Origin of the sequence: Pseudomonas sp. NFACC08-1 (genome assembly GCF_900106735.1) — a bacterium.
Classification (GTDB): Bacteria; Pseudomonadota; Gammaproteobacteria; order Pseudomonadales; family Pseudomonadaceae; genus Aquipseudomonas; species Aquipseudomonas fluorescens_Q.
This window is the reverse complement of record NZ_FNNL01000003.1, coordinates 575267-586119: the sequence shown is the minus strand read 5'-3', so window position 1 is coordinate 586119 and position 10853 is coordinate 575267. Positions and strand designations below refer to the sequence as shown.

At 61.2% G+C, this 10853-nt stretch carries 10 protein-coding genes; 7 read left to right on the top strand and 3 right to left on the bottom strand.

What is annotated here, in order from left to right; translation table 11 throughout:
- Positions 1 to 396: 396 nt before the first annotated feature.
- Both BLU76_RS09665 and BLU76_RS09660 read right to left on the bottom strand, forming a co-directional pair.
- Positions 397 to 1890 carry a CoA-acylating methylmalonate-semialdehyde dehydrogenase gene (locus BLU76_RS09665; RefSeq protein ID WP_063323076.1) on the bottom strand — a complete coding sequence of 498 codons (1494 nt, stop codon included), beginning with the start codon at positions 1888 to 1890 and terminating at the stop codon, positions 397 to 399.
- Between the two features lie 71 nt (positions 1891 to 1961).
- Positions 1962 to 3311, bottom strand: coding sequence for an omega-aminotransferase AptA (locus tag BLU76_RS09660; protein WP_003197518.1), 1350 nt, complete (start codon positions 3309 to 3311; stop codon positions 1962 to 1964).
- A gap of 122 nt (positions 3312 to 3433) precedes the next feature.
- Here BLU76_RS09660 and BLU76_RS09655 point away from each other — a divergent pair, with 122 nt between their 5' ends.
- From BLU76_RS09655 to BLU76_RS09630, 6 genes are all read left to right on the top strand, one after another.
- The gene (locus tag BLU76_RS09655) at positions 3434 to 4354 is read left to right on the top strand and encodes a LysR family transcriptional regulator (protein WP_003197516.1); all 921 of its coding nucleotides are present in this window, start codon (positions 3434 to 3436) and stop codon (positions 4352 to 4354) included.
- 197 nt (positions 4355 to 4551) lie between these two features.
- Positions 4552 to 5202 (top strand): TetR/AcrR family transcriptional regulator, encoded by a 651-nt coding sequence (locus BLU76_RS09650; RefSeq protein WP_063323077.1) that lies wholly within the window; start codon positions 4552 to 4554, stop codon positions 5200 to 5202.
- Positions 5203 to 5209: 7 nt separating this feature from the next.
- Positions 5210 to 5791 carry an IMPACT family protein gene (locus tag BLU76_RS09645; protein WP_092147136.1) on the top strand — a complete coding sequence of 194 codons (582 nt, stop codon included), beginning with the start codon at positions 5210 to 5212 and terminating at the stop codon, positions 5789 to 5791.
- A gap of 532 nt (positions 5792 to 6323) precedes the next feature.
- A complete protein-coding gene (locus tag BLU76_RS09640; RefSeq protein ID WP_092222542.1) occupies positions 6324 to 7877 on the top strand; it encodes an ABC transporter ATP-binding protein in 1554 nt (517 codons plus the stop codon).
- 12 nt (positions 7878 to 7889) lie between these two features.
- Positions 7890 to 8996 (top strand): ABC transporter permease, encoded by a 1107-nt coding sequence (locus BLU76_RS09635; RefSeq protein WP_063323080.1) that lies wholly within the window; start codon positions 7890 to 7892, stop codon positions 8994 to 8996.
- Positions 8996 to 9922 (top strand): ABC transporter permease, encoded by a 927-nt coding sequence (locus BLU76_RS09630; RefSeq protein ID WP_013692177.1) that lies wholly within the window; start codon positions 8996 to 8998, stop codon positions 9920 to 9922. Before BLU76_RS09635 ends, BLU76_RS09630 begins: the two co-directional genes overlap by 1 nt.
- Positions 9923 to 9974: 52 nt before the next feature.
- Here BLU76_RS09630 and BLU76_RS09625 read toward each other — a convergent pair whose 3' ends face one another.
- A complete protein-coding gene (locus BLU76_RS09625) occupies positions 9975 to 10412 on the bottom strand; it encodes a hypothetical protein (RefSeq protein ID WP_063323082.1) in 438 nt (145 codons plus the stop codon).
- 81 nt (positions 10413 to 10493) lie between these two features.
- On the opposite strand from BLU76_RS09625, the gene BLU76_RS09620 reads away from it, so the two are divergent.
- Positions 10494 to 10844 carry a MerR family transcriptional regulator gene (locus BLU76_RS09620; protein WP_053118143.1) on the top strand — a complete coding sequence of 117 codons (351 nt, stop codon included), beginning with the start codon at positions 10494 to 10496 and terminating at the stop codon, positions 10842 to 10844.
- Positions 10845 to 10853: the final 9 nt, after the last annotated feature.

Genomic DNA, 10853 nt, shown 5'->3' with positions numbered 1-10853 from the left:
TTTTCAAAGTTTCGCTTCGGAAACCTCAACAACTTCAACCACTTGCGCTTCCGATCTCTCGTTAGCGGGAGGCGAATTCTACAGCGTTACTCGCTGCTGTCAACACCTCTTTTTCACCGCTTTCGACCGAGAAGATCGAACCGCCGATAGAGCCAAACAACACCGCTCCACCTGCTCCTTCCAGGCTTCGATGAACTGAAGCCCCGCACCTTCGAAACCTACTTAACTCATTGAATCTCAAGGAGTTTTCCGTTTCGACTGCGCCGGAAGTGGGGCGAATTATAGACTTCCAGAATCTGCCGTCAACACCTATTTTCACAATTCTGTCACATCAGTCAAAAAGCCCCGCAAACACAGAGGCCGGCGCCCTAGGGCGCCGGCCTCTTCACTTACCGGTTACAAGCTGGGGAACGCAAACTGCGAAGCCTCATGGCTGGCACGCTGCGGCCAACGCTGGGTAATCGCTTTGCGACGGGTATAGAAACGCACGCCGTCCGGGCCGTAGGCGTGCAGGTCACCGAACAGCGAGCGCTTCCAGCCGCCAAAGCTGTGATAGGCAACCGGCACCGGCAATGGAACGTTGACGCCCACCATGCCGACTTCAATCTCATCGCAGAACAACCGCGCCGCTTCGCCATCGCGCGTAAAGATGCAGGTGCCGTTGCCATACTCATGATCGTTGATCAACTGCATCGCCTCTTCCAGGCTGTTGACCCGGACGATGCACAGCACCGGCCCAAAGATCTCTTCCTTATAGATGCGCATCTCGGGGGTCACACGATCGAACAGGCAGCCACCGAGGAAGAAGCCCTCCTCATGACCCGTCACACTCAAGCCGCGACCATCGACAATCAGCGAGGCACCCGCCGCCACACCCTCTTCTATATAGCCACTGACCTTGTCCCGGTGCTGACCGGTCACCAACGGCCCCATGTCCAGCCCGCAAGACGTGCCAGCGCCGATTTTCAACGCCTTGATCTGCGGCACCAGCTTGGACACCAGCGCATCCGCCACCTGGTCGCCGACACACACCGCCACCGAAATCGCCATGCAGCGTTCACCGCACGAACCGTACGCCGCGCCCATCAGTGCGCTGACGGCATTGTCCAGGTCGGCATCCGGCATCAGCACCGCATGGTTCTTCGCCCCGCCCAGTGCCTGGACGCGTTTGCCACGCCGCGTGCCCTCGGCATAGATGTATTCGGCAATCGGTGTCGAACCGACAAAACTCAATGCCTTCACTTCCGGCGCTTCGATCAGTGCGTCCACGGCGGCCTTGTCGCCATGCACAACGCTCAACACACCTTTGGGCAAACCGGCTTCCAACAGCAACTGGGCGATCAGCAATGTCGAACTTGGGTCACGCTCGGATGGTTTGAGGATGAAGCAGTTACCGCAAACGATCGCCAGCGGATACATCCACAGCGGCACCATCGCCGGAAAGTTGAACGGCGTGATGCCCGCCACCACGCCCAGAGGCTGGAAGTCTGACCAGGCGTCGATGTTCGGTCCTACGTTACGGCTGTATTCGCCCTTCAGGATTTCCGGCGCTGCGCAGGCGAATTCGACGTTCTCGATGCCACGCTTGAGCTCACCGGCCGCGTCTTCCAGTGTCTTGCCGTGTTCTTCACTGATCAACTGGGCGATACGCGACTCGTTTTGCTCCAGCAATTGCTTGAAACGAAACATCACCTGTGCACGCTTGGCCGCAGGTGTATTGCGCCAAGCCGGGAAAGCCGCCTTCGCGGCGTCGATGGCCTGCTGGATGGTCGCGCGATCAGCCAACGGTACTTTATGGATGGCCTGGCCAGTGGAAGGGTTGAACACATCGGCGGTGCGAGCGCTGTCGCTCAGCAATTCGCCATTGATCAAATGCGGGATGAGGCTCATGGGGACTCCAGAATTATCCACAGGCGCCCGTGAACGGACGCCTGTTATTGAAAGCTATATGGAAGAACGGATCAGTCGAGCTTGTTCAGCACTTCACCGACCGCGTCGAACAGGCGATCCAGGTCCTGCGGCTTGCTGTTGAACGTCGGCCCGAACTGCAGGGTGTCGCCGCCGAACCGCACATAGAACCCGGCTTTCCACAACGCCATGCCAGCCTCGAATGGACGCACGATGGCATCGCCGTCGCGCCCGGCGATCTGGATCGCGCCGGCCAGGCCATAGTTACGAATGTCGATGACGTTCTTCGCGCCCTTCAAACCGTGCAACGCGTTCTCGAAATGCGGGGCAATTTCGGCCACGCTCTGTACCAGGTTTTCCTTCTGCAGCAGGTCCAGCGCCGCCAGGCCCGCCGCGCAGGCCACCGGGTGAGCCGAGTAGGTGTAGCCGTGGGGAAACTCCACCGCGTACTCAGGCGTCGGCTGGTTCATGAACGTCTGGTAGATCTCGGAGCTGGCAATCACTGCGCCCATGGGGATAGCGCCATTGGTGACTTGCTTGGCGATGCACATCAGGTCGGGGGTCACACCAAAGCTGTCGGCACCGAACATCGAACCGGTGCGGCCGAAACCAGTGATCACTTCGTCGAACACCAGCAGGATGCTGTGCTGGTCGCAGATTTCCCGCAGACGCTTGAGATAACCCTCTGGCGGAACCAGCACGCCAGCCGACCCGGCCATCGGTTCGACGAACACCGCCGCGATGTTGGAAGCATCGTGCAGCTCGATCAGCTTCAACAGCTCATCGGCCAAGGCGATGCCACCCTCTTTTGGCATGCCACGGGAATAGGCATTGCTGGCCAGCAAGGTGTGCGGCAAGTGGTCGACGTCCATCATGGCCTGGCCGAACAGTTTGCGGTTGCCGTTGACACCGCCGAGGCTGGTGCCCGCGATGTTCACGCCGTGATAGCCACGAGCACGACCAATCATCTTGGTCTTGGTCGCCTGCCCCTTGAGACGCCAGTAGGCGCGGACCATCTTCACCGCGGTATCGGCGCACTCGGAGCCGGAGTCGGTAAAGAACACATGATTGAGATTGCCCGGGGTCAGGCTGGTGATTTTTTCCGCCAGTTGGAACGACAGCGGATGGCCGTACTGGAACCCCGGCGAGTAATCGAGGGTGCCCAGCTGCTTGGCGACCGCTTCCTGGATTTCCTTGCGGGTGTGCCCGGCGCCGCATGTCCACAGGCCCGACAACGAGTCGTACACCTTGCGCCCCTTGTCATCCACTAGCCAACTGCCTTCGGCAGCGACGATCAGGCGCGGATCGCGCTGGAAATTGCGGTTGGCGGTGTAAGGCATCCAGTGGGCATCCAGCTTGAGCTGGCTGGCCAGGGAACCGGCAGCGTGTTCGGGCATGTTCATCGACAAAACCTCGCAGGTCATAAGCGACAGGGGATCGAAAGCGTTCTTGCAGCTAAGTTGCCACGACGATAAAGTCGGTGAAATCCAACTTTTGTAACCTTCAGTCGGCGGATCACTAAACTATGAGCGCTCGTCGTCCCGATCCACTGGCCCAGGTCAGCGACTTTGATATTCGCCTGCTGCGCATTTTCCGCAGCGTGGTGGAATGTGGTGGTTTCTCTGCGGCGGAAACCGTGCTTGGCATCGGCCGGTCGGCCATCAGCCAGCAGATGAGCGACCTCGAACAACGTCTCGGCCTGCGCCTGTGCCAGCGCGGGCGCGCGGGGTTTTCCCTGACCGAGGAAGGTCGCGAGGTGTATCAATCGGCGTTGCAGCTATTGAGCGCACTGGAAAGCTTTCGCACCGAGGTTAACGGCTTGCACCAGCATCTGCGCGGCGAACTGACCATCGGCCTGACCGACAACCTGGTCACCCTGCCCCACATGCGCATCACCCACGCTTTGGCACAGTTGAAGGAACGCGGGCCCGACGTGCAGATCCAGATTCGCATGATCGCCCCCAACGAAGTCGAGCAAGGCGTGCTCGACGGGCGTTTGCATGTCGGCGTAGTTCCCCAGGCCAGTGCCCTGTCCGGGCTGGAATATCAACCGCTGTACAGTGAACGATCGCTGCTGTACTGCGCGGTCGGGCATCCGCTGTTTTATGTCGATGACCAGCAACTTGAGGACGCTCGCCTCAACAGCCAGGACGCCATCGCGCCGACCTTCCGCCTGCCAGCCGAAATACAGGCCCATTACCAGGCGCTCAATTGCACCGCGAGCGCATCGGACCGCGAAGGCATGGCGTTCCTGATCCTCACCGGACGCTACATCGGTTACTTGCCCGATCACTACGCCAGCCTCTGGGTCCAGCAAGGTCGGCTGCGGGCCTTGAAGCCCTCGGCACGTTTCTATGACCTGAGCCTGGCGTCGGTCACCCGCAAGGGGCGTCGGCCTCATCTGGTGCTGGAGAGTTTTCTCGAAAGCCTGGCGGCCACCCGTTAACCCTTTTGCTCTTTGTGCGAGCTTGCTCGCGATAGCGGTGATTCAGTCAATAAAGATGTGACGGATCCACTGCTATCGCGAGCAAGCTCGCTCCCACAGGTGTTTAGTCGGGCTTTTAGTGTGATGGCACTTGTCGGATTGATGCCGGTGCGCTATCAACGCATTTGCTTGCCCACAGACCCAGCTCGGAAACGCCCATGACCTTTGAAGTCCCTGCCCACGGTGGCAAGCCCACCAGTCGCATTCGTCAAAAGAACGAAGAGACGATCCTCAAGGCTGCCGAAGATGAATTCGCCCGTCACGGGTTCAAAGGCACCAGCATGAATGCCATCGCCCTGAAGGCCGGGCTGCCCAAGGCGAACCTGCATTATTACTTCACCAATAAACTCGGGTTGTACGTGGCGGTGCTGAGCAACATCATCGAATTGTGGGACAGCACCTTCAACACCCTCACCGCCGAGGATGATCCGGCCGAAGCCTTGACCCGCTATATCCGCGCCAAGATGGAGTTCTCTCGTCGCCAACCCCAGGCGTCGCGGTTGTTTGCCATGGAAGTGATCAGCGGTGGCGAATGCCTGAGCGAGTATTTCAACCAGGATTATCGCACCTGGTTCAATGGTCGGGCGGCCGTATTCCAAGCCTGGATCGATGCCGGCAAGATGGACCCGATCGACCCGGTTCACCTCATTTTCCTGTTGTGGGGCAGTACCCAGCATTACGCTGACTTCGCCACCCAGATCTGTCGCGTGACCGGTCGCAGCAAGTTGACCAAGCAGGACATGGTCGAGGCTGGCGATAACCTGATCCGCATCATTCTCAAGGGCTGCGGCCTGACACCTGCCCTCTAAGATCGCCATGCCCTTTACCCTTGCCGGCTTTTGCGAATACCGCGAAGAAATTCGCAAAAGCCGCTTCATCACGTTCGCCGCGCCCATCAGCAGCCCCGCCGACGCCCAGGCCTTTATCGACCAGCACAGCGACCTGAATGCCTCGCACAATTGCTGGGCCTGGAAACTCGGCGACCAATACCGCAGCAACGACGATGGCGAGCCGGGAGGCACCGCCGGGCGGCCGATCCTGGCCGCGATCGAAGCACAAGCCTGCGATCAGGTCGCGGTGCTGGTGATCCGCTGGTACGGCGGGATTCAACTGGGCACGGGCGGGCTGGCCCGGGCTTATGGCGGCGGCGCGAACAAATGCCTGCAAAACGCCGAGAAAATCGAATTGATCAGTCGCGTAGCGTTGCGCTGTTCCTGCGGCTTCGCCGAACTGGCCCTGGTGAAACTGCGCGTCGCCGAATGCGACGGGTTGGTCAATGAAGAACGCTTTACGGCCAATGGCGTCGACCTTCAACTGGCCGTGGGTGAAGCGCAGATCGAAACATTACAAACGCACCTGGCCGACCTGAGTCGCGGCCGGATTCTGCTGGCACGTTGAGATCATCCTGCGACCTTTCAGGGCGCCCGCAATCGTTCAACTTGCCCACATCCACTGTGGGCCCGACTGTGGATAACCTGAGCAAATCCCTCTGTAACCCTTCTGTCATGCGGGTTTCAGAGAGTTGCTCATTTTTCAGCCAAAGTCCCGTCGAATCGACAAATCCATCCATAAAACAAACGCTTGCGGCGGTTTATCACCTTTAGAAGAAAGCCCCGCAGTGCTTATGCCCGAGTTTCCGGCTTGCACACAATAACTGTGGAGCAACCTGTGGATAACCCGTTCATGGCTCCTGCTACCCCAAGGAGGGCATGGCTCGCAGCCGCTTGCTCAATTTTTAACCACCCATTTCAGGGCAAACCGATGCCTGCGCAAAACTTGCGCGCTCCAAACCGGTGCAGAATTTTCCTATGGCAGATGCCCAGGCTACCTGCAAAGAGCCTTGGCGGCGCGGGCCGAGGCGATTTCCTGACCTGATGGCCAGGAAATTGCTTTATCCACAGGCATTCCTGTCCATCGGCCCGAGCCTGTCATGTCCAACCCCGACTCCATCGCGCGCCTGCAATTGCGCAACATCAGCAAACGCTACCCCGGTTGCCTGGCCAACGACGCCATCGACCTGAGCATCCAACCCGGGGAGATCCACGCCCTGCTCGGGGAAAATGGTGCGGGTAAAAGCACCCTGATGAAGATTATCTACGGCGTCACCCCTGCCGATTCGGGCGAGGTGATCTGGCAAGGCCAGCGCGTCAACCTGCGCAACCCGGCCCAGGCCCGCAGCCTGGGAATCGGCATGGTGTTCCAGCATTTCTCGTTGTTCGAAACGCTCACCGTTGCGCAAAACATTGCCCTGGCAATGGGCGCGGCAGCCGGTACGCCGGCGCAGCTGGAACCCCGGATCCGCGAGGTTTCCCGGCGCTACGGCATGGCGCTGGAGCCGCAGCGGCTGGTCCACAGCCTGTCGATTGGCGAGCGGCAACGGGTGGAAATCATTCGCTGCCTGATGCAGGACATTCGCCTGCTGATTCTCGACGAACCAACCTCGGTGCTCACGCCCGTTGAAGCCGAAGAGCTGTTCGTGACCCTGCGCCGCCTGGCGAGCGAGGGCTGCAGCATCTTGTTTATCAGCCACAAGCTTGGGGAAGTGCGAGCGCTGTGCCACAGCGCCACGGTGCTGCGCGCAGGACGGGTGTCGGGGCATTGCACCCCGGCGCATTGCTCGGACCGGGAGTTGGCGCAACTGATGGTCGGCGAAGCGGCCGGGCTGATCACGGATTATCCCAAGGTCTGCGCCGACAAAGCCTTCCTGCAGATCAACAAGCTGTCCTGGCACAACCCGGACCCGTTCGGCTGCTCGTTGCGGGAGATCGACCTGGAGGTGCGCAGCGGCGAAATCGTCGGCATCGCCGGGGTGGCGGGCAATGGCCAGGACGAATGGCTGGCGTTGCTCAGCGGAGAGACTCCGCTTGCCCGCCCGCAAGGCGAAACGATCCGATTCGACGGGCAACCCGTGGCTCATCTACGCCCCGACGCCCGTCGCCGGCTCGGGCTGGCATTTGTCCCCGCCGAGCGCCTGGGCCATGGCGCCGTGCCGCAATTGAGCCTGGCGGATAACGCCTTGCTCAGCGCTTTCCAACAGGGCCTGGTCAGCCACGGACTGATTCGCCGCAGCAAGGTCGAACACCTGGCCGAGGAGATCATCCGTCGCTTTGGCGTGAAGACACGCGACACCAAAACCCCGGCACGCAGCCTTTCGGGGGGCAACCTGCAGAAATTCATTCTTGGCCGGGAAATCCTGCAACAGCCGAAGCTGCTGGTGGCCGCTCACCCGACCTGGGGCGTGGACGTCGGCGCGGCGGCGACCATCCATCGCGCCCTGATTGCCCTGCGCGACGCAGGCGCGGCGATTCTGGTGATCTCCGAAGACCTCGACGAACTATTCCAGATCAGCGATCGCCTCGGCGCCTTGTGCGGCGGGCGTCTGTCGGCCTTGAGACCCACCGTCGAAACCCGTCTCAGTGACGTCGGCGGCTGGATGGCCGGCCAGTTCGACGCCCCTCGATCCCCTGCCCCCGCACCGGTTTAAACGGAGTTCTACATGCTGCTTTCTCTCGAACCTCGCGGCCAACAATCGCGCCTGATGCTCTGGTGCTCGCCGCTACTGGCCGCCGTGTTGACCCTGGCCTGTGGCTCGCTGCTGTTTATCGCCCTGGGGCACGACCCGCTGCAAACGCTGTACACCCTGTTGATCGCCCCGATCAGCGATCTGTACGGCGTGTCCGAATGGCTGGTCAAGACCTTGCCGATCCTGCTGTGCGCCCTCGGCCTGGCAGTGGCCTACCAGGCGCGAATCTGGAACATCGGCGCTGAAGGCCAGCTGTTGCTGGGCGCCTTGGCCGGCAGTGCCTTGGCGGTGAACATCATCGACGTGCAAAGCCGCTGGGCACTGGTGCTGATCCTGCTGACCGGCACCCTGGCCGGTGCCGCCTGGGCCGGGCTCACAGCGTGGCTGCGCACGCGCTTCAATGCCAACGAAATCCTCACCAGCATCATGCTCAATTACATCGCCCTGAACCTGCTGTTGTTTTGCGTTCACGGACCGTTGAAAGACCCAGCGGGTTTCAATTTCCCGGAGTCGGCGATGTTCGGCGAGGCCAGTCGCCTGCCGTTGCTGCTGGAAGATGGTCGGGTCCATGCCGGGCTATATTTCGCCCTGCTGGCGCTGGTGGCGGTGTGGGTGTTGCTGCAGAAAAGCTTCGTCGGCTTTCAAATCAAGGTGCTGGGCCTCGATGCCCGCGCCGCCGGTTTCGCCGGTTTTCGCCAGAAGCCGCTGGTGTGGCTGGCGCTGTTGATCAGCGGGGCGCTGGCCGGGCTGGCCGGCGTCTGCGAAGTGACCGGGCCGATCGGCCAACTGGTGCCGCAGGTGTCGCCGGGCTACGGCTATGCGGCAATTACCGTGGCGTTCCTGGGACGGCTCAATCCCATCGGCATTCTGTTTTCCAGCCTGTTGATGGCGTTGCTGTATATCGGCGGCGAGAGCGCGCAGATGTCGCTGAACCTTCCCCAGGCAATCACCCAACTGTTCCAGGGAATGATGCTGTTTTTCCTGTTGGCCTGCGACGTGCTGATCCTGTACCGGCCACGCCTCAACCTGCGCTGGGCCCGGCGCACCCGAACCACCGCCGTACAGGCAGGAGCACTGTGATGGATATCGACCTGTTGAGCAATATTTTCTACGCCATGGTCCGCTGCGGTACGCCGTTACTGCTGGTGGCCTTGGGTGAATTGGTCTGCGAAAAAAGCGGCGTCCTCAACCTGGGCCAGGAAGGCATGATGCTGTTCGGTGCGGTGATCGGTTTTATCGTCGCCTTCAACAGCGGCAACCTCTGGCTCGGCGTGCTGCTAGCGATGGCTGCCGGCATGCTGTTGTCGGCGCTGTTCGCGTTGGTGGCGCTGGTATTCAACGCCAATCAGGTGGCCACCGGGCTGGCGTTGACGATTTTCGGCGTGGGCCTGTCGAGTTTTGTCGGCGCGGCCTGGGTCGGCAAACCACTGGCGGGGTTCGAGCCGCTGGCCATTCCTTACCTGAGTGACATTCCGTTGATCGGGCGGATGCTGTTTGCCCAGGATCTGCTGGTTTACCTGTCCTTCGCGCTGTTTGCCCTGGTGGCGTGGATGATTGTGAAAAGTCGCGTCGGGTTGATCATCCAGGCCGTCGGCGAGAACCCCGACGCCGCCAGTGCCATGGGCCTGCCGGTGTTAAGGGTGCGGACCCTGGCGGTGCTGTTCGGCGGCGCCATGGCCGGCCTGGCCGGCGCCTATCTATCGTTGGCCTACACGCCGATGTGGGCCGAGAACATGAGCGCCGGGCGCGGCTGGATCGCCCTGGCGCTGGTGGTGTTCGCCAGTTGGCGGGTGTGGCGCCTGCTGCTGGGCGCCTACCTGTTCGGCCTCGCCAGCATCCTGCACCTGGTGGCCCAGGGCTTGGGGCTGGCGATTCCATCGAGCTTGCTGGCGATGTTGCCGTATGCCGCGACCATTGTGGTGCTGGTGCTGCTGTCCCGGGACGCCGTGCGCACCCGACTGTATGCGCCGGTGTCCTTGGGGCAACCTTGGCAGGCGGGGCATTGAAGTACACCTGTGGCGAGGGAGCTTGCTCCCGCTGGGGCGCGCAGCGTCCCTCTTAGGAAGGCGACTGCTGCGCAGTCGAACGGGAGCAAGCTCCCTCGCCACGGACGGGCAGTGTCTGCACGACGCCCCACACCACCTCGAAAAACAGGAAAACCCACAACACCGCACTGGCCCCATGAAGCAGCGCATACAGCATCCAGGCGGCAAACAGAAACCGCCCCGTCGCGTCATAACGCCCATACAGCGGCTGCGGATCCCGAATCCGCAGCACCGCCCATACGCAGACAATCGAGCCCAGCAGATTCACCATCAGCACATGCGCCGGCGCAAACGGCGGCAGTTCTCCAGGCAGGTCGAATAGCTGAGCCAAGCTCATCAACACACCATGCAGCGCCGCAAAGCTCCACGGCGTGACCAGCGCGGCCGACACGATCAGGTCGTACCAGGCACTGCCGAGCACCACCCGGCGATATTGCATCGAAGTCCACATACACTTTGCTCCAGATAATTGGGGAGCGAAAAGGCTAAAGCCTGGGGTATGCTCCAAGGTCAAGTCCTCTGGAGTTCCACAATGCGCATCGGTGAATTAGCCCAGGCCTGCGCCGTCAGTCGAGACACGCTGCGCTTCTACGAGCAGCGGGGCCTGATCGCAGCGACGCGCAGCGCTAACGGCTATCGCGACTACCCCGCCGACGTGGTCCAACTGGTGCTCTATATCAAGACCGCCCAGCGCCTGGGCTTTACCCTGGGCGAGATCGGCGCCAGCGTCGCCGCCCTGTGGAACGCCCCCGACCCGGACTGCGCCGTGACGCAATTGCTGCAAGACAAACTGAACCTGATCGAAACCCGTATGACCGAACTCGACGCGTTGCGTCACGAGCTGAAACAACGGCTCGGGCAACGCTGTCCATTAAATCCATGACCTTTTTCT

What these genes read in the sequence shown, in the direction of transcription:
- BLU76_RS09665 (WP_063323076.1), bottom strand. Translation starts at nt 1,890, where the DNA reads ATGAGCCTCATCCCGCATTTGATCAATGGCGAATTGCTGAGCGACAGC.
- BLU76_RS09660 (WP_003197518.1), bottom strand. Translation starts at nt 3,311, where the DNA reads ATGAACATGCCCGAACACGCTGCCGGTTCCCTGGCCAGCCAGCTCAAG.
- BLU76_RS09655 (WP_003197516.1), top strand. Translation starts at nt 3,434, where the DNA reads ATGAGCGCTCGTCGTCCCGATCCACTGGCCCAGGTCAGCGACTTTGAT.
- BLU76_RS09650 (WP_063323077.1), top strand. Translation starts at nt 4,552, where the DNA reads ATGACCTTTGAAGTCCCTGCCCACGGTGGCAAGCCCACCAGTCGCATT.
- BLU76_RS09645 (WP_092147136.1), top strand. Translation starts at nt 5,210, where the DNA reads ATGCCCTTTACCCTTGCCGGCTTTTGCGAATACCGCGAAGAAATTCGC.
- BLU76_RS09640 (WP_092222542.1), top strand. Translation starts at nt 6,324, where the DNA reads ATGTCCAACCCCGACTCCATCGCGCGCCTGCAATTGCGCAACATCAGC.
- BLU76_RS09635 (WP_063323080.1), top strand. Translation starts at nt 7,890, where the DNA reads ATGCTGCTTTCTCTCGAACCTCGCGGCCAACAATCGCGCCTGATGCTC.
- BLU76_RS09630 (WP_013692177.1), top strand. Translation starts at nt 8,996, where the DNA reads ATGGATATCGACCTGTTGAGCAATATTTTCTACGCCATGGTCCGCTGC.
- BLU76_RS09625 (WP_063323082.1), bottom strand. Translation starts at nt 10,412, where the DNA reads ATGTGGACTTCGATGCAATATCGCCGGGTGGTGCTCGGCAGTGCCTGG.
- BLU76_RS09620 (WP_053118143.1), top strand. Translation starts at nt 10,494, where the DNA reads ATGCGCATCGGTGAATTAGCCCAGGCCTGCGCCGTCAGTCGAGACACG.